Source organism: Larkinella humicola, assembly GCF_008727875.1.
Taxonomy (GTDB): domain Bacteria; phylum Bacteroidota; class Bacteroidia; order Cytophagales; family Spirosomataceae; genus Larkinella; species Larkinella humicola.
Window position 1 is genome coordinate 201,568 of the sequence record NZ_VTWS01000005.1, and the last position, 17,345, is coordinate 218,912.

The following is a 17,345-nucleotide window of genomic DNA, read 5'->3' on the forward strand; positions in this document are numbered from 1 at the left end:
CGGTGGCTGGCGCACGCAAAGATCGCTTGCGCCAGCCACCGTAAACTGGAAACCGAATCCCGTAAACCAATTTAGAATCTAACATTTAGGTTAAAACCAATGCTCCGGGTCGTGGGCAAGCCTGTTGATTCCAGACCAACCAGGTTATCCGAACTGAATCCGAACTGTTCGGGATCGATGTTGGGCACCCATTTCTTCAGCAGTGCGACGTTGTTGGCCACCGCACTCAGCCGAACGCCTTTGATGAACAGTTTGCTGGGTAACATTTTCGTAAAATCGTAGCCCAGCGTGATCTGACGCAGCTTCCAGAAACCGGCATCGTAGACCACCTGTTCGCCCAGGCTCTTCGAACGGCCGACCGAGTAGTAGTCCTGTACAAAAGCCCGAACCGTGTTGACCTCGCCCCGTTCGTTGACGCCGGCGCCAACCATCTTGTTATCGGCTTCGCCCCGGCCCACCAGCGATTCTTTCTGCAAACCGTGCCGGTAGGTGTTGAGGTTAGTCCCCGAAATCATTTTCCCGCCCAGTTTGAAATCGATCAGGAACGACAGATTGATGCCCTTATAGGTAAACGAGTTGTTAATCCCGCCGATGTATTTAGGCAAGGCCGAACCGAAGGAAATCGGGGCCGGCGTCCGAACCGGCAAGCCATCGCCCCCGTGCACAATCCGCCCCTGCGCATCGCGCACATACCCAAAGGTGTACAATTGACCCAGCGGCTGACCGACAACATGGCGCAGGTCGCCCACGTAAATCCCGTTGCCCACCACAATTTGCTCCCCTGCAACATCGGTCAGCAACCGGAGCAGTTTGGTCTGGTTATACGAACCGTTCAGCGTAATGTCCCAGGAAAAATCTTTCGTCCGGAATGGCGATACGTTGAGCAGTACTTCAAAACCCTGGTTGCGGCTTTGGCCGCTGTTGATCAGCGTATTGGTATAGCCGGACGCATCGGACGACTGAGCCGCCACGATCTGGTCGCTGGTGATTTTGTTGTAAAACGCCACATCCAGTCCCACGCGGTTATTGAACATTTTCAGTTCAAGACCCACTTCGGTTTCTGCCGTCCGGCTGGGTCGCAGCGTCGCACTCGGAACGGTGTTCGAGGTGATGTTGCCCACCGGCTGGCCTAAACCCGAAGGGTTTGGGAACAGGTTGGCACCCACACTGTAGAACAGGTTGTTGGAATACGGAGCCACGTCGCCATCGCTGCCCACTTCGGCATAAGCAGCCCGAATTTTCCCAAAATTGAGCCAGTTTGGCATATTGCTGAAGGCCTGGGAAAACACGAAACTACCCGTAATGGATGGGTATAGAACACTGCGGTTGGCCGGTGCGAGCGTCGAAAACCAGTCGTTCCGTGCCGTTACATTCAGATACAGGAAGTCGTTGAACGAAAATTCGGCCGCTCCGTAGAGTGAATTCACTTTCCGCTCGCTCAAACCGTACGTCGGATCTTTTACCCGGCCATTTTGCGGAATATACAGCCCCCGAACGATAAAATCGGTAACCAGCACGCTGTTCACATCGCTCCGGCGGTACAACTGGTTTCCGCCCACGGTAAGATCGACGCCAAACTTGCCAAAGGTTTTATTCGCTCCAATCAGGAAGTCGGCATTGATTTCGCGAAACCGGCGGGCTTCCTGCACATAGGCCCCGTTCACAAAACCGGCGGGCGCGGCTGCCAGCGAAGCCTGTCCCGTCGGGAAGTTGTAGTCCTGATCCCGCGACCAGAAATCCTGCCCAACCCGTCCCTGCAGATACAGCCAGTCCGTAAAATTGTAGCGGGCCGTCAGGTTACCCAGCAGCCGGTCACGCCGGATGTTTTCAAACTTCTGACTCAGGACAAAATACGGGTTGGTTCGGTTCTGAAACCGTGACCAGATGAATTCGTTGCCCGTTGCCGGATTGATTTGGTTGGCCTCCAGCAAATCGAGGGGCATCGAGTTCGACATGGTGTAAATCACCGTTGGCGTACTGTTATCCTGCTGGGCAATCTGGGGCGGGTTTTTGTTATACTCGTTCGAATAGTTGAGCGTTCCCGTTACCGTCAGCTTTGGCGACAGATTGTAGCTGAATCCGAGGTTGATGGTTTTGCGGTTGAACGAATTGTTCGGGGTAATTCCTTTGTTATCCGTATTGGAAACCGACAGGTTGAAACCGCCCCGGTCGCTGCCCGACGAAACGGAAACGGAGTTGGTCCAGGTGGAGCCGGTACGGTAGAATTTCTTGATCCGGTCGCGGACGGGTACGTAGGGAACCGTAACACCGCCGAAAAGAACCTGCGTCTGTCCGTTGAATTTCTCGCCAAAGCTCCACACCCCGGAAGTTGGGTTGGCCGCCGTGGGCCGGACCCCGTATTCACCCTGCCCGTATTCATACTGAAAATCCGTAAAATCCAGGGGCGTGTCAGTCGTAAAGTTGGTGTTATACACGACACCGATGCCCTGGCCGCTGCCTTTGGTTTTGGTCGTGATCATGATAACGCCGTCTTTGGCCCGGGAGCCATAGAGGGCTGCCGCTGTTCCCCCTTTCAGAACGGTCATCCCCTCGATGTCGTCCGGGTTGATGGACGAAAGTCCGTCGCCCCCGTCAGAGTAGTTCCGGTCGCGTCCGGCGATGGAACCGTCGCTGCCCGTGTTGCCGTTGTTCTGGCCGAAGTTCGTGTTGTCGATGGGCACCCCATTGACAACGATCAGGGGCGAGTTTTGTCCGGAGAACGACGACTGCCCGCGAATCCGGATTTTGCTGGTACCAGCGGCTCCCGTACCTAAATTCGAGATGTTGACCCCGGCGACTTTGCCTTGCAGGGCGTTCATGAAATTAACGGTTCGGTTGGTCGTGATCTGTTCCGAATTCACATTGGCCGTGGCATACCCCAGCCGTTTGGCTTCTTTTTTGATCCCGAGGGCCGTCACGACTACTTCGTTGAGGCTTTGTGAACCTTCTTCGAGAATCACACTGAGCACCGTCTGATTACCAACGGCCACCTCGCGGCCCTGAAAACCGATGGAACTGAAGACCAGAACCGCGTTGGCCGGTACATTCAGGGCAAATTTACCCGCGGCATCGGTCGTGGTTCCGAGGGTAGAGTTTTTGATCAGGACTGAGACACCCGCAACGGGCTGCTGGTCTTTCCCGGAAAGAACCGTTCCGGTCACCCGCTGGTCTTGTGCCTGAGCGCCTGCCACCAACAAGACACCCAGCCACAGGGTTAGCAAACTTCTTAGGAAGGTAGAGTACTGCATAGGAAATGGGTTTAAAAAATAAAGATGGTAAATGCGTAAAATGGTAAAAGAGCAAGATTATATTGAATTTACCCGCAATTCAGCCCCGATCATCGGTTTTTCTAAATTTCAGTAACTTTTAGGATATTACAAGGCATTTTTTAGATATTTTTCACGGAACGATCAAATTTTTGTGGACAGAATCCCTATTTATCCTCTGAATTTGTCCGGTAATTGCATCGACCGATACGCCTTGAGTGGGTCAAAAATCCTTTTATATGAATGTTTGTTCAATTCCTCTAAAAAAAAAGACATAACCTTGTTTATTGAAATCTCTTTCTATTACTTTCCACCAGAATTCAGTTTCGGGAATGTTAGTTTCCAGACAAGTTACCAGGTTATTTTATTAAGTAACATTGATTTATGGCGAGATTAATCATCATTGATGATGAAAAAAGTATCCGGGATGCACTTCGTGACATTCTGGAATATGAGGGCTATGAAGTTGACGAAGCCAAAGATGGTGAAGAGGGACTGGAACTGATTAAACAGAATAGCTATGATGTAGCTCTGTGCGACATCAAGATGCCTAAAATGGACGGTCTTGAGCTGTTGCTGAAAGCCGCCGACGTTGGCAAAGGAACCCAGTTTATCATGATTTCAGCCTACGGCAACGTTGAAAACGCCGTTGAAGCCACCAAACGGGGCGCTTTCGACTTCATCATCAAACCCCCCGATTTAAATCGCCTGCTGGTCACGGTTCGCAATGCCATTGAGAAAGCGAAACTGGTGATGGAGACCAAAACCCTGAAACGGCGAATTTATAAACTCAACGAGATTGTGGGCGATTCGGACCCCATTCGCCGGGTTAAAGACACCATCGACCGCGTTGCTCCCACCGAAGCCCGGGTTTTGATTACCGGTGCCAACGGCTCCGGCAAGGAAATGGTTGCCAAGCAAATCCACGAAAAAGGAAGCCGTTCGGCCATGCCGCTGATCGAAGTCAATTGCGCAGCAATTCCGAGCGAACTCATTGAAAGTGAATTGTTTGGTCACGAAAAAGGCGCTTTCACCGGTGCCTCGGCCCGGCGTACCGGCAAATTTGAGCAGGCCGATGGTGGCACCCTGTTTCTGGACGAAATCGGTGATATGAGCCTCTCCGCCCAGGCCAAAGTGCTGCGGGCTCTGCAGGAAAGTAAAATCACCCGCGTGGGCGGTGATAAAGAAATAAAAATCAATGTTCGGGTGATTGCGGCCACGAACAAAGACCTCCGCAAAGAAATTCAGGAAGGAATGTTCCGTGAAGACCTTTTCCACCGGCTGAGCGTCATTCGCATCCACGTTCCTCCGCTGGCCGACCGGCGGGAAGACATTCCGCTGCTGGCTGATAAATTTCTGCACGACATTGCGGAAGAATACGGCGCGCAAACCAAAGAAATTACACCGGACGCCATGGCCTATCTCCAGTCTCTGGCCTGGACCGGAAATGTCCGGGAATTACGCAATGTGGTTGAACGACTGGTCATTCTCTGCGGTGACGAAATCAGCCGGAATGATGTCGAAATGTATGCCTGAGGCTGGTTGGGATTTGCAATCGCCGCCCCCCCCCGCCTGATCGGCTTCTCCTCAAATCACCATCAGATTACAGCCCCGAATATCCGAATTATCGAACCGGCCGATGACCCGAAAAGCATCCGGCGCGTCTTTTTCATACTGCCCCAAATCCTGCGTTTCGATAAAACTGCAGGAATCCAGATTCGCGAGGTCGATCACGTTGATTCCCCCCGTCAAACGCGCCGATGAAGCCGACTTATTGTCCGGTAAAGAATGAATGAAAAACGGATCGTTCACGTCCCGGAGCAGAATGCGCAGGGTGGACGACATGTGGAAAACCCCGGCCCCGGTCGAATAAGCCTGCGACAGTAATTCGGTCATGCCGTATTCCGAATGAACCGCCGATATGCCCAGCCTGGCCATCAGCAGATCGTGGACTTCTTCGCGGAGCAACTCCTGCCGCCGGCCTTTCATCCCACCGGTTTCCATGACTACCAACTGGGGCAAGGCCTGCAGGAACGAAAAGTCCGTGTCGGACTCGGCCCAGTCGAGTAGTGCAAACGTAACGCCAATGAGCAGGATGTTGCGATCCGGATCCGGATGGGCGGCCAGTTCCTGCAATGCAGCGGTCAGATCGGCGGTATTGTGCAGAAAAAAACCCGAAAACGCCGAGTCCGATTTCTGAATAAACCGCTGAACCATATACACTAACGACGAGTTATTTCGTTCAAGATAAGACGGTAACAGGGCCAGAATGTGAAAGCGATCGAGCGGCCCGTAGCGGTTTTCAAAGATTTGCTGGCTAACGGTATCGTACAACGCCGGATCAGGAACAAAATGGCGGCTGGTCACCACGCCGGTCGTACCGCTGCTTTCAAAGGTCAACAAGTCTTCCAGAGACGGTTTTGCTTCGCCAGACGAAATCGTCAGAATCGGGTGCTGTTTGAAAAAACCGATGGGGAGAAACGGAATTTGAGCGATGGTTCGTATCTTTTCAGGCTGAATATTCAGATGCCTTAAATATGACCCGTAAAGGGGATTGAAAGCGGCCTGATAACGAAAAACCGCGAGTGCGAGCGAATCGAACCCGGTACGGTCGGTTGCAGCAAGCCGGATAATGCGGTTTCGGAGTTCGTGACGAATGCTTGAAGGCGACAAAGTAAGAGTAGAAAGGGGCTTATTCATGGCGGTAAGCCTGGTAAAGACAAACTGGTAACGATTAGTTTATAAACACGATGTCTACGCGATTTATTCGGCAAGGCCTGTTTTTTTTAGGATTTTCGGCCCTTTTGATCGGCTGTCTGGAACCGCCTGATTTTGATAACACACCCAAAATAAGCTCTCCGTCGGTTACATCGTATCCGGCCTTCGACGATTTTTCCCAGATTCCCAAAGATTCATTGGTGATTACGGTTCAGTTTCAGGACGGTGACGGCGATCTGGGCCTAACGGTGGATGAACGCACCAAAGATTCCCTGAATTACCTGAGTTGGGGAAATTATGAACTGAAGACCTACAAGTTTGTCAATGGCAAGTTCGAATACGTTGATCTACCGGTTCTCAACAAACTGTTTTTTCCCCGTTTGAAACCGGATAACAAGGACAGTCCACTGGAAGGCAAACTGGATTTCTCCCAAAGCTTTCTGCGCTCGCGCAATACCCGCATGACGCCGGTCAAATTTGCCATCCGCATTCGGGACCGCAAGTTGCGCGTCAGTAACGTCGTGGAAACCGATACCATTTCCGTTCCCCTGAATTAAAACTATGCGATTCGCAGTGCGTAAAAACCGGTTCTACGCACTGCGAATCGTTTTGTGGCTTTCCAGGGCTGGTTCTTCGCCCACCACGGTTTCCCGCAGCAAAATCCGGAAGGTAGTTCCCTTGCCCACTTCGGAGCTTTTGACATACAGCCTGCCGTTGTGGTATTCTTCAATAATCCGTTTCGCCAGCGTCAGGCCCAGGCCCCACCCCCGTTTTTTGGTGCTGTAACCGGGATTAAACACTTTTTGCATATTCGCTTTACTGATTCCTTTTCCCGTATCAGTAATGTCGATGGCAATTTCGTTGCGGGGCAGCGGTAACAACCGAATCGTCAGGCTACCGATCCCACCCATTGCATCGACGGCATTCTTGCAGATGTTTTCAATGACCCACTCAAACAGCAACTTGTTGATTTTCACCTCCCGGCCATCGACCAGATAGTTTTCTACGTGCATTTTGACCTTCGTTGAAATACGCTTCTCAAGGTAGGTGATAAATTGGTGGACGGTTTCGTATAGATCCTCCCGCTTTAGCGTCGGAATGGAGCCAATGCTGGAAAACCGGGTCGCAATTGTCTCCAGCCGGTTGACATCTTTCTCGATTTCATCCGCAATCGACTGATCCATCGCCGGATCGGTGCGAAAGTATTCGACCCAGGCCATCAGCGACGACAACGGAGTTCCCAACTGGTGGGCGGTTTCTTTCGCGAGCCCCACCCAAACGCGGTTTTGCTCCGCCCTCCGGGCCGAACTGAACGCCAGATACGCCAGAAAACCGAGGGTGATCATCACCGCCAGTTGGACGTACGGAAAAAACCGGAGTTGGGTCAGTAATGAAGAATTGTGGTAATAAATGTAGCCGCGCTTTTTGTTACCGGTCTCAACTACAATGGGTTGATGCTCTTCTTTCATTTCCGCCAGATTTTCTTCCAATTCAAGGTCGATTTCTTCGTCGGGTGTGCCCGGCGGGAAAGTGAAATTGTGAACGATTATTTTATCGTTCTCATCTACATAAATCGTCGGGACCTGGTTTTTTTCGTTAACAAAAATAATCTCCTGGGTAATGAACGTCATATCCTCATTCGAATTCTCATCAGACACCTGAACCAGGGCTTTGGCATACAGCCTGACGTAATTCTCCTCCCGTTCTTCCAGCCGTTCCACCAACCGGTTGGTGTAGAGCAGGGAAGCCGTACCGACTAAAAGCAGATTCAGCGCAACGACAATCTTCAGCGTGTTTCGCTGACCATATATATCCAATGACTTCAACATAGATTTCGGTTTGAAGCAACCTAACTCCGGTTTTCGGCGTATCGGGTGAAAATTATCATTTTATGAGCTGATTCTCATCATCAAATCACACCCGCTTCAGGTGGTAACTTCGCAACAGACTTACGTCATAACGCTCATTTTCAGCAATTCAATGTCCTTATTTCCCGTCTCACCAGAATAATATTGCAAATAGGATATAAAGAAGAGAACTTTGCAATAGTTTATAGAGGTTCTAAATAAGTAACTAGTAAACTGAATCTGTACCAACAGTGTTTTCTGTAAGAGAATTGTATCGTAATTTTGGGCATATTTTGAAAAGTAGCAATGCACGATTTCTTTCAATCAATTAGCCTTTCACATAAAACCGCCCCCCTGGCTGTCCGGGAGCTAATTGCATTAAATGAAGACGAGTCCAAACAATTTCTGATCAAGCTTCGGGAGTTTTTTGGGGCCTCGGAATCGCTGGTTATTTCTACCTGCAACCGCACGGAGGTTTATTACACTTCCCCGCAAAATCTGAACCGGGAAATAGCCCGGTTGCTACTCACTGAAAAAGGGATAACCTCGACGGAAGATTACCTTCCCTATTTTCATTTTTTTGATACGCAGGCCGAATCCGTTCGGCATCTGTTCGAAGTTTGCACCGGTTTACACTCGCAGGTCGTGGGCGATATGCAGATTCCGAATCAGGTCAAGCAAGCCTATCAATGGTCGGCCGACCTCGATATGGCGGGTCCTTTCCTGCACCGGCTGATGCACACCATCTTCTTTACCAACAAACGGGTGGCCCAGGAAACCAGTTTCCGCGACGGAGCCGCTTCGGTTTCGTATGCCGCCGTTGAATTGATTGAAGAACTGGTGGGAACCAGCGGCTGTCCGGCGGGTCACGGCCCGGCGACACCCTCGGTGTTGGTGGTTGGTCTGGGTGAAATCGGCGCGGACATCTGCGAAAACCTGGCCGCCCGCAAATTAAACCGCATTACACTCTGCAACCGCACCCGTTCCAAAGCCGATGCCCTGGCGGAGAAACACGCGTTTCGGGTGGCGGATATGGCCGATCTAACGGAGGAAATTGCCAAAGCGGACGTGATCATTGCGTCGGTTCTGGTTGAAAAACCGCTCATTACCACCGACTTGCTGGCCGGCTTAAACTCCCTGACGTTCAAATATTTCATTGACTTATCCGTTCCCCGGAGCATCGATACCAACATCGAGCAGATTCCGGGTGTGCTTTTGTATAACATCGACCACATCCGCAACCGGGCCGACGAAGCCCTGAGCCGCCGGATGGCGTCGATTCCGCAGGTTGAAGCCATCATCGATCAGTCAATTGCCGATTTCAACGACTGGTCGCGGGAAATGGTGGTGTCACCCACGATCAATAAATTCAAAAATGCGCTGGAGCAGATTCGAAAAGAGGAAATTGCCCGCCATTTGAAAAACATGACTGCCGAAGAATCCGAAAAAGTGGATAAGATTACGCGCAGCATCATGCAAAAAATCATGAAGTCACCGGTATTGCAACTCAAAGCCGCCTGCAAACGGGGCGAAGCCGATACCCTGATCGATGTGTTGACGGATCTGTTCGATCTGGAAAAACAACCCGCCGATGCATCGCAGAATTTTCACTAACCTATGATGAGCGTTCCTTAAGATCCCAAACGAAGCAATTGGTTTGGGATTTTTCGTTCACAGTATTCGGTTTACGGTTTTCAGTTTACGCCGGGCCGTCGTAAACTGAAAACCGTAAACCGACCAACTATGTCCCGCTTTCTCAATACGATTCTCCGCCTGTTTCTGATCGTCCTGCTGGTCGTTGGCCTGGTGGTGCTGTGGGAACAACTGCGGGGCTGGTCGGTTTTCAGCGGGTTGACGAAGAAAGAAGCGACCGTCCAGACGGTGGTTTTGCAGGAGGTAACTGAGTTAGGAAAACTCGAACTGGTTCAATACCGCTTCAAAGACATTGTCGAACACCAGTTTGTCCGGGAGTGGCTGCCCAACCCAAAAGCCGTGCTGATTGTGGAAGGCGAAGCGATCGGTTGCCTGGATCTGACCAAAATAACCGCCGACGATATTACCGCTCAGGGCGACAGTTTGATCGTTCATCTACCCGACCCAGAAATCTGTTCCTACAAGATCAACCACAACCGCTCGCGGGTTTTCAATACGGAATACGCGTTTTTTGAAGAAGCCCAGTTGGTCAACGAAGCCTACCAGCGGGCCGAAACCCAAATCCGGCAGTCGGCACTGAACAGCGGAATTCTGGAACAAACCCGGCAGAACGCCGACAAAATTCTCAAACCGATGCTGGAGCGGATTTCAGGCAAAAAAGTGTTTCTGACGACCCGCATGAAAGCCACATTGAAGCCTCTTCGTTAAGGCGTCAACAAATTGTCGTCAAATTCGTCTTTCAACAGCACCCCCGATAACCGCCGGGTTTTCATTTCGGTGAGCAGGTAAAGCAACTTTTGTACGGCGGCTTCGTACGGAAAGCCCTCGGGCCGGATGTTGGAGATGCAATTGCGCGATTCGTCGGTCAAACCGGGTTGCGGATGGAACGTCAGGTAGGCTCCCATGCTGTCGGGCGAGGTCAGGCCAGGCCGTTCGCCAATCAGCACCACAACGGTTTCGGCCTGGAGCGCGTGGGCAATTTCGTCGCCAATCGCCACCCGCCCCTGTTCCACCAGACACAAAGGCGCCAGTGACCAGCCTAACGCCCGAACTTCTTCCGCTAATCGCGAAACGACGGTTCCTGCGTGCCGATTGATCGCCGTGGCGGATAAGCCATCGACGATTACAATACTGAGATCGACACCTGTCAGGTCTTCAAGACCTGACAGGTGTAAAAGGCTCTGCTCATTCAGTTTCCGACCCAAATCCGGGCGTTGCAGGTATTGTTGACGGTCAGCCGCCCGGCTATGAAGCGGCAAAACCGGCAGTTGAACGGTTTGTAATTGAGCCAGCAAGGCATCCCGCTCCAGTTCTGAATACACCGCATCCCGGGCGCGGGCGTGGTCGAGCTGAAAATCCAGCAGGGCGCGCGTGGGCAGGCTGTGGCCCGTACGTCCGCGGGCGATGCGGGCGGAGGTGTGGCTTTGCAGAAACGCCCACGGATCGGGTTGGTCGGGCAGATGGCTCATAAACCGGCAGCTTGGAGTAAACGGTGGGTATTTTTAACCGGCATCAACTTTCCGTCGGCGTTCATCAATTCCATGCGCAAAAGCCAGGCTTCAAATTCCGGCGCGGGACGCAGGCGGCACAAATCCCGCAGATACAGCGCATCGTGAAACGACGTACTCTGGTAATGCAGCATCACGTCATCGGCACCGGGAATGCCCATGATAAAGGTAACGCCCGCGGTTCCGAGCAGGGTTAACAGGGTGTCCATATCGTCCTGATCGGCCTCGGCGTGGTTCGTATAACAAATGTCGACGCCCATCGGCAACCCCAGCAGTTTTCCGCAGCAATGGTCTTCCAGACCGGCCCGAATAATTTGTTTTCCATTGTATAGATACTCCGGTCCGATAAAACCGACTACGGTATTGACCAGCAAAGGTTCAAAAAGCCGGGCCACGGCATACGCCCGGACCTCGCAGGTCTGCTGATCGACGCCATGGTGGGCATTGGCCGACAGCGCACTCCCCTGCCCCGTTTCAAAATACATAACATTTTGGCCCACGGTACCGCGTTTCAGGGCGCGGGTAGCTTCAAACCCCTCCCGGAGCAGAGCCGTGTTGATCCCGAAGGAACTGTTAACGGCTTCCGTTCCGCCGATGGATTGAAACATCAGATCGACCGGCGCGCCCTGTTCGATGGCCTGGAGCGTGGTGGTAATGTGGCTCAGCACACACGTCTGCGTCGGAATTTCAAACCGCTGCCGGATCTGGTCCATCATATCGACCAGCCGAACCACCGTCCGAACGTGATCGGTGGCCGGATTGATGCCAATCACCGCGTCTCCGCTGCCGTAGAACAAACCGTCTACGATACTGGCCGCAACGCCCCGGAAATCGTCGGTCGGGTGGTTGGGTTGCAGCCGGGTCGAAAACCGCCCTTTCAATCCGATGGTGTCCCGAAACCGGGTAATGACTTCGCACTTCGCCGAAACCGTAATCAAATCCTGATTCCGCATCAGCTTACTCACAGCCGCCACCATTTCCGGCGTCAGGCCCGGTTGCAGCCTGGTCAGCGTTTGCGCATCGACCTCGTCCGCCAGCAGGTAGTTCCGCAGCTCGCCCACCGTCAGGCTTTTGATCGGGGCAAACGCATCGGCATCGTGCGTGTCCAGAATCAGCCGGGTAATTTCATCGGTTTCGTACGGGATCACGGCTTCGTTCAGGAACGTCGTCAGCGGCAGATCGGCCAGGGCCATTTGGGCCGCCACCCGCTCCTCGGCGGTTTGGGCCGCCACTCCCGCCAGTTGGTCGCCCGACCGGAGCGGGGTCGCTTTGGCCAGCAACGTTTTCAGGTCGTCGAAGTGATAGGTAAAGTTCCGAACGGTGCAGCGGTAGGCCATAGTGGTAACAATTCCGAAAAGAGTTGTACGAAAACCGGGCTCACGGAATCCCGGTGGTTCAAAAATGGAATCTACTAACTAGCCCGGATAAGCCCAAGAAATCCAGGAATTTAATACACCGATAACCGTATATAGACCGGTCTTTTGTATGTTTGGCGATTGGTATTTTATCCGTTTTTGAAAAATGAAAGCATTTCAATTGGTGGTATTTGATATGGCTGGCACGACGGTTCGGGACCAGCACGAGGTGGAGCACTGTTTCGCCCGGGCGGCTTCCCAGACCGATCTGATCGTCAGCGACGAACGCATTCTGGCCATGCAGGGCCTTTCCAAGCGGTTTGTTTTTGAAACCCTCTGGAAAGAACAGTTGGGCCAGCCTTCGCCTTCGGAACTGACGGCTAAAGTGGATCATTCCTACCAGCTTTTTACCGAAATCCTGGAAAATCATTACCGAACCCAACCCATTGTGCCAACGGAAGGCTGTCTCGAAACCTTCGATTTCCTGCGTAAACATGGCATCCGCATTGCGCTGACCACCGGTTTTTACCGCAAGGTGACTGATATTATTCTGGAAAAATTAGGCTGGCTGACCGGTCTGGACGAGCAGTATGTGGGCAATAGTCAAACCGTTATTCAGGCGTCGATTGCCAGCGATGAGGTGGAACACGGTCGTCCACAGCCGCTGATGATTCAGAAAGCGATGCGGTTACTGGGCGTTTCTGACCCAAAGTCGGTCGTCAACGTTGGCGATACGCCTTCGGATCTGCAATCGGGAAGAGCCGCCGGGGTTGCCCTCAATCTGGGGGTCGTCAACGGCACCCACACCCGCGCCCAGCTCGAAGCCTACCCTCACGACCAGTTACTGGGATCGCTCGGTGATTTGCCGACCCTGCTTTCTGCCACGTCCTTTCAAAAACGGGCCAACGGTCTTAGTTTGTAATTCGTAATCCCTTTTTCTCTTGGCTTTTTTCGATTTCATCATCATCGGCTCCGGTATTCTGGGGACGTTTCATGCGCTCCATGCCGCCCGTGCCGGCAAGCGGGTTCTGGTTCTTGAAAAAGACAACCGCCCCGTCAGTGCCACCGTTCGGAATTTTGGGCAGGTCGTTCCGTCGGGTTTGAGTGGGCGTTGGTATCAGTACGGGCGTCGCAGTCTGGAACTCTACCACGAAATTCAGCAGGAACACGACATTTCGGTCCGGAAAAACGGCTCGGTTTACGTGGCGTCGGATGCCGACGAGTGGCAACTGGCCAACGAATTATACGACCAGCGCCGGGCCGACGGCTACCCCTGCGAATTGTGGTCGCAGGCCCAGACGTTGGTAAAATACCCGGTTTTGCGGCCCGAATATGTCAAAGGGGCCGTGGTTTTTCCGGAAGAAATCAGCGTCGAGCCGGATCTGATGATCTACAAGCTCATCGACTACGTGACGACGAAATACGCCAACGTAACGTATCGGAACAATGCCGCCGTGGTTGGCTGCGAATCGACGGCCAGCGGAGCAACGGTTCAACTGGCGAATGGTGAACGGTTTCAGGCTCAGAAGGTTTTGATCTGCAACGGCAGCGAATTTCGGTTGTTGTACCCCGACTTGTTTGCCGAAAGTGGGCTGGTGGTAAGCAAACTTCAGATGATGCAGACGGTTCCGATGCCGGAAATTGCCCTCCCCGGAAACATTCTGACGGGTCTGACCATCCGGCGGTATGAGTCGTTTGCCGATTGTCCGTCGTACGCCAGTCTCAAGACGCCGGAACACCTGGACGAGCTAAAAAAATGGGGCATTCACGTCTTGTTCAAACAGGCGCTCGACGGTTCCATCATCATCGGGGATTCGCACGAATACGCAACGGCGCTCCAGACCGACGACCTGGGGTTCGACACCAAAGACTATGTCAATCAATTGATTCTGGAGGAAGCCAGCCGCATTGTCAACTTCCCGGTGAATCGGATTCAACGGACCTGGGCCGGTTTTTACGCCCAGACTACGCAGGAAATTTTCGAAGCCGATCTGGAAAACATTCACATCGTCACCGGGATTGGCGGCAAAGGCATGACCTCCAGCGCCGGTTTTTCGGAAGAAACCATCAGGCGATTGTTTCTGTAAGAAGAAAGAGGAGAGACAAGAGAGGAAAGATGATTCGCATGCAAAGGGTCTTTTCTCTCTTGTCTCTCCTCTTTCTTCTCCAAAAAAAAAGCAGGAAAGCCAAAGGCCCATTCCTGCTTTTTCAATTAATTACTGAAAATGGAAATTCGTTATGCTTTTTGCTCCTCCGTTTCGGCGGTGGCAGAGGGCATTTCGCCCGGAGTGGCTTCGGCGGTTGCTTCAACGTCCGTCGTCTCTTCCGCTTTTTTCTCAAAGACTTCCGGCAGGTTTTTCCGCAGAATGGTATACCAGCCAATCATTTTCTTGACGTCCGACATGTGTACCCGGTCGCGGTCGTATTCCGGCACCACTTCGCCGATGAATTCGGCCAGTTCAGCATTTGACGCCGATTTGGGTGTGATCGGCAAGCTGTCTTCGTATTTTTCGTAGATGGCCAGAAACACATCCGCCAGGGGCTTCGATTGTTCCTCGTCGTCGGTATAAATCGAGATGTCTTTCAGCACCGATACGCGCGCCGTCGGCCCGATCATGGTTTTTTCTTTCTTTTCGTCGAGCGACTCCACAATCACGCCAGTCCGGCTGGGTTTCATGATTCGGTATAAGCCGCTTTTGCCGGCAATATTTGCAATTTCTTTCAGCGCTTCCATGCTGCTTGTTTAATGGGTAACGGTCGATTTGATTTGGTTATTGCCAATTTTATGAAAAACTGAGGGGCAAAGATAGGGCTAATCGCCTGCACATAACAGCAACAGAGTGGATTTAGGCGATTTTAATTCCCTTCGATACGCCTGGGGTGTTGAGCCCATTTATTGTCATTTCTTTGCCTTCATCTCCTCATAAAATTCTTTATTCAGTTGGTCGATATAGTCCAAAATTTCCTCTTTACCCCGGCTACTGACGGCTGATGAGACGAACATCGGCGGCAGTTCGTCCCACGTTTGTTTTAAGGTCTGACTGTATTTTTTTACCATCTGAGAAATGGCGTTCGTGCTGCTTTTTTCGTTTTTCGTGAAAATAATTACGAAGGGTAGTCCGCGTTCGCCCATTTTCGCCATAAACTCCAAATCGATCCGCTGCGGGTCAATGCGGCCATCGACCAGCACGAACGTACAGATCAGATTCGGGCGTTCGGTCAGGTAGGCATCGATCATTTTCTCCCACTTTTCCCGCTCCCGCTGGGGTGCTTTCGCAAAACCGTAGCCCGGCAAATCGACCAGATACCAATCCGTATTGATGAGAAAATGGTTGATCAATTGCGTTTTTCCGGGCGTCTGCGAGGTTTTAGCCAGCTTGTGCCGGGTGGTCAGCATGTTGATGAGCGACGACTTTCCGACGTTCGAGCGACCGATGAAAGCGTATTCCGGTTTGTCGGGTTTCGGGCAGCGGGTCGGATCGGAATTACTAATTATAAATTCAGCTTGTTTTACTTCCATAATGGTTCAGAGAACAAGTTTAAAAACCGTCTTCCAGCCGCAAAGTTCGTAAAGAATTGAGAAGAGTACTATTCTATCCCCATATTGCATCAATCACAACGACTTATAATCGATATTTTTGCTTAAAATTGTACTACGAATGGGAGCATTTCCGGGAATTGGGAAACCAATTGGAAACCATTCGTCGTTATTCTTCCATCTGAACGAACCGCATACCGAATTATGAAAAATACAAGTTTGCTATCCGTCCTTGTTGCTCTGGCCTTGGTTTTGAATGCCTGCAACACCACCAGCACAAAATCGGAAGGAGAAAAAACGGCCGTTAGTGAAAGCGCAACTCCGGCTGCGAGCGAAGCCGAAACCCCTCCAGCGGAGGCTACGGCCAGTGCAGAACCGGGTATTCAATTTACGGATGCCGCCTGGAAAACGCACCTGGCCAAGGCGAAAGCCGAAAACAAACTGGTCTTTCTGGATGCCTACACTAGCTGGTGTGGTCCCTGCAAAATGTTGCAGAAAAATGTCTTTACGCAGCCAACTGTCGGCGACTTTTTCAACAAAGAATTTATCAATGTAAAGGTTGATATGGAAAAAGGCGAAGGCCCGGATTTAGCGCTGCAATACCCATTGGAAGGCTATCCGACCCTGTTTTTCATCGACGGTGACGGCAAAGTTGTCAAGAAAGTGCTGGGGTATATTTCCCCGGAAGAGTTACTGGCGATTGGCAAGGGCGTGAAAGGCGGAAACGCGCTTTAATTGCACGAACTGGTTGAACCCGAAAAAGCCGCAACGGATTTCGTTTGCGGCTTTTATTTTACCCGTCAGGTCGACCCAAACGGCGTCAGATCAGCCGGTAATGCATGGCCAGATCCTTCATAACGACCACGTTATCTACTTTCAGCTTATCAAAAATCCGGGCTTTGTGCGTGCCTACGGTCGAGGTGTGAATGTTCAGCGTGTCGGCAATGTGGCTCACGGATTTTCCCTTCACTAGGTGATAGGCGATTTCCAGTTCCCGGTTCGATAACCGCCCAAACGGGTCTGGTTCCTGGCTAAAGTGGCTGTCCTCCACCATCTGATCCATCAGTTCGGAACAAACGTAAAGTTTTCCGACTAAAATGCGGTGAACCGCTTGCAGAATTTCCGAATCTTCAGCCTGCTTGCTGACGTATCCCTTCACACCCAGTTGCAAATACCGTTTGGCAAAAGCATATTCGGTCATGATCGTGAAAACCATGATGGGCAAATCCGGTGCCGTGCTTCGGATGTTCCGGAGCAGGCTGAATGTATCGGTATTGGGCATGTTGATATCCGTCACCATCAGGTGATAGGCATTTTCCATGATTTTCCCGAATGCCACACTGCCGTTTTTGGCCTCGTCTACCTCAATTGCGCCGTACTGTTCCTTCAAAAGGAGACGAATGCCCGAACGCACGATGGAATGATCGTCTACTAACAGAATCCTGTACATGGTTTTTCTG

15 protein-coding genes are annotated in these 17,345 nt (G+C 51.8%); 7 read left to right on the forward strand and 8 right to left on the reverse strand.

The window, feature by feature from the left end:
* Positions 1–71 precede the first annotated feature (71 nt).
* The gene (locus tag F0P93_RS19740) at positions 72–3,248 is read right to left on the reverse strand and encodes a SusC/RagA family TonB-linked outer membrane protein (RefSeq protein WP_150878999.1); all 3,177 of its coding nucleotides are present in this window, start codon (positions 3,246–3,248) and stop codon (positions 72–74) included.
* 402 nt (positions 3,249–3,650) lie between these two features.
* Between F0P93_RS19740 and F0P93_RS19745 the strand changes: the two genes are divergently transcribed.
* Positions 3,651–4,802 (forward strand): sigma-54-dependent transcriptional regulator, encoded by a 1,152-nt coding sequence (locus F0P93_RS19745; protein ID WP_150879001.1) that lies wholly within the window; start codon positions 3,651–3,653, stop codon positions 4,800–4,802.
* 51 nt (positions 4,803–4,853) lie between these two features.
* Here F0P93_RS19745 and F0P93_RS19750 read toward each other — a convergent pair whose 3' ends face one another.
* Positions 4,854–5,966, reverse strand: a complete 1,113-nt coding sequence (locus F0P93_RS19750; RefSeq protein WP_150879003.1) for a LuxE/PaaK family acyltransferase — start codon at positions 5,964–5,966, stop codon at positions 4,854–4,856.
* Between the two features lie 50 nt (positions 5,967–6,016).
* Between F0P93_RS19750 and F0P93_RS19755 the strand changes: the two genes are divergently transcribed.
* Complete coding sequence (locus F0P93_RS19755; protein WP_150879005.1) at positions 6,017–6,541, forward strand: hypothetical protein; 525 nt, start codon at positions 6,017–6,019, stop codon at positions 6,539–6,541.
* A gap of 33 nt (positions 6,542–6,574) precedes the next feature.
* On the opposite strand, the gene F0P93_RS19760 is transcribed toward F0P93_RS19755, so the two are convergent.
* The gene (locus F0P93_RS19760; protein ID WP_150879006.1) at positions 6,575–7,813 is read right to left on the reverse strand and encodes a sensor histidine kinase; all 1,239 of its coding nucleotides are present in this window, start codon (positions 7,811–7,813) and stop codon (positions 6,575–6,577) included.
* Between the two features lie 324 nt (positions 7,814–8,137).
* Between F0P93_RS19760 and hemA the strand changes: the two genes are divergently transcribed.
* Together hemA and F0P93_RS19770 are read left to right on the forward strand one after the other, a co-directional pair.
* A complete protein-coding gene (gene hemA, locus F0P93_RS19765; protein ID WP_150879009.1) occupies positions 8,138–9,445 on the forward strand; it encodes a glutamyl-tRNA reductase in 1,308 nt (435 codons plus the stop codon).
* A 129-nt stretch (positions 9,446–9,574) separates the two neighbouring features.
* Positions 9,575–10,192: a DUF4230 domain-containing protein gene (locus tag F0P93_RS19770; protein ID WP_150879011.1), complete on the forward strand. Its 618-nt coding sequence runs from the start codon at positions 9,575–9,577 to the stop codon at positions 10,190–10,192.
* Here the strand turns inward: F0P93_RS19770 and eutC are convergent.
* Complete coding sequence (gene eutC / locus F0P93_RS19775; protein WP_150879012.1) at positions 10,189–10,953, reverse strand: ethanolamine ammonia-lyase subunit EutC; 765 nt, start codon at positions 10,951–10,953, stop codon at positions 10,189–10,191. The genes F0P93_RS19770 and eutC overlap by 4 nt on opposite strands.
* Complete coding sequence (locus F0P93_RS19780; RefSeq protein WP_150879014.1) at positions 10,950–12,329, reverse strand: ethanolamine ammonia-lyase subunit EutB; 1,380 nt, start codon at positions 12,327–12,329, stop codon at positions 10,950–10,952. Before F0P93_RS19780 ends, eutC begins: the two co-directional genes overlap by 4 nt.
* Positions 12,330–12,513: 184 nt before the next feature.
* On the opposite strand from F0P93_RS19780, the gene F0P93_RS19785 reads away from it, so the two are divergent.
* Together F0P93_RS19785 and F0P93_RS19790 are read left to right on the forward strand one after the other, a co-directional pair.
* Positions 12,514–13,269 carry an HAD family hydrolase gene (locus F0P93_RS19785; RefSeq protein ID WP_150879016.1) on the forward strand — a complete coding sequence of 252 codons (756 nt, stop codon included), beginning with the start codon at positions 12,514–12,516 and terminating at the stop codon, positions 13,267–13,269.
* Positions 13,270–13,288: 19 nt separating this feature from the next.
* Positions 13,289–14,434, forward strand: coding sequence for a TIGR03364 family FAD-dependent oxidoreductase (locus tag F0P93_RS19790; protein ID WP_150879018.1), 1,146 nt, complete (start codon positions 13,289–13,291; stop codon positions 14,432–14,434).
* Between the two features lie 149 nt (positions 14,435–14,583).
* Here F0P93_RS19790 and F0P93_RS19795 read toward each other — a convergent pair whose 3' ends face one another.
* Complete coding sequence (locus F0P93_RS19795; protein ID WP_150879020.1) at positions 14,584–15,081, reverse strand: DUF5606 family protein; 498 nt, start codon at positions 15,079–15,081, stop codon at positions 14,584–14,586.
* A gap of 165 nt (positions 15,082–15,246) precedes the next feature.
* Positions 15,247–15,867 (reverse strand): ribosome biogenesis GTP-binding protein YihA/YsxC, encoded by a 621-nt coding sequence (gene yihA / locus F0P93_RS19800; RefSeq protein ID WP_138993506.1) that lies wholly within the window; start codon positions 15,865–15,867, stop codon positions 15,247–15,249.
* A gap of 222 nt (positions 15,868–16,089) precedes the next feature.
* Here yihA and F0P93_RS19805 point away from each other — a divergent pair, with 222 nt between their 5' ends.
* Entirely contained in the window at positions 16,090–16,620 is a 531-nt protein-coding gene (locus F0P93_RS19805) for a thioredoxin family protein (protein ID WP_150879022.1), read from the forward strand.
* Positions 16,621–16,705: 85 nt separating this feature from the next.
* On the opposite strand, the gene F0P93_RS19810 is transcribed toward F0P93_RS19805, so the two are convergent.
* Complete coding sequence (locus F0P93_RS19810; protein WP_150879024.1) at positions 16,706–17,335, reverse strand: response regulator; 630 nt, start codon at positions 17,333–17,335, stop codon at positions 16,706–16,708.
* Between the last annotated feature and the right edge of the window lie 10 nt (positions 17,336–17,345).

What these genes read in the sequence shown, in the direction of transcription:
- F0P93_RS19740 (WP_150878999.1), bottom strand. Translation starts at nt 3,248, where the DNA reads ATGCAGTACTCTACCTTCCTAAGAAGTTTGCTAACCCTGTGGCTGGGT.
- F0P93_RS19745 (WP_150879001.1), top strand. Translation starts at nt 3,651, where the DNA reads ATGGCGAGATTAATCATCATTGATGATGAAAAAAGTATCCGGGATGCA.
- F0P93_RS19750 (WP_150879003.1), bottom strand. Translation starts at nt 5,966, where the DNA reads ATGAATAAGCCCCTTTCTACTCTTACTTTGTCGCCTTCAAGCATTCGT.
- F0P93_RS19755 (WP_150879005.1), top strand. Translation starts at nt 6,017, where the DNA reads ATGTCTACGCGATTTATTCGGCAAGGCCTGTTTTTTTTAGGATTTTCG.
- F0P93_RS19760 (WP_150879006.1), bottom strand. Translation starts at nt 7,813, where the DNA reads ATGTTGAAGTCATTGGATATATATGGTCAGCGAAACACGCTGAAGATT.
- hemA (WP_150879009.1), top strand. Translation starts at nt 8,138, where the DNA reads ATGCACGATTTCTTTCAATCAATTAGCCTTTCACATAAAACCGCCCCC.
- F0P93_RS19770 (WP_150879011.1), top strand. Translation starts at nt 9,575, where the DNA reads ATGTCCCGCTTTCTCAATACGATTCTCCGCCTGTTTCTGATCGTCCTG.
- eutC (WP_150879012.1), bottom strand. Translation starts at nt 10,953, where the DNA reads ATGAGCCATCTGCCCGACCAACCCGATCCGTGGGCGTTTCTGCAAAGC.
- F0P93_RS19780 (WP_150879014.1), bottom strand. Translation starts at nt 12,329, where the DNA reads ATGGCCTACCGCTGCACCGTTCGGAACTTTACCTATCACTTCGACGAC.
- F0P93_RS19785 (WP_150879016.1), top strand. Translation starts at nt 12,514, where the DNA reads ATGAAAGCATTTCAATTGGTGGTATTTGATATGGCTGGCACGACGGTT.
- F0P93_RS19795 (WP_150879020.1), bottom strand. Translation starts at nt 15,081, where the DNA reads ATGGAAGCGCTGAAAGAAATTGCAAATATTGCCGGCAAAAGCGGCTTA.
- yihA (WP_138993506.1), bottom strand. Translation starts at nt 15,867, where the DNA reads ATGGAAGTAAAACAAGCTGAATTTATAATTAGTAATTCCGATCCGACC.
- F0P93_RS19805 (WP_150879022.1), top strand. Translation starts at nt 16,090, where the DNA reads ATGAAAAATACAAGTTTGCTATCCGTCCTTGTTGCTCTGGCCTTGGTT.
- F0P93_RS19810 (WP_150879024.1), bottom strand. Translation starts at nt 17,335, where the DNA reads ATGTACAGGATTCTGTTAGTAGACGATCATTCCATCGTGCGTTCGGGC.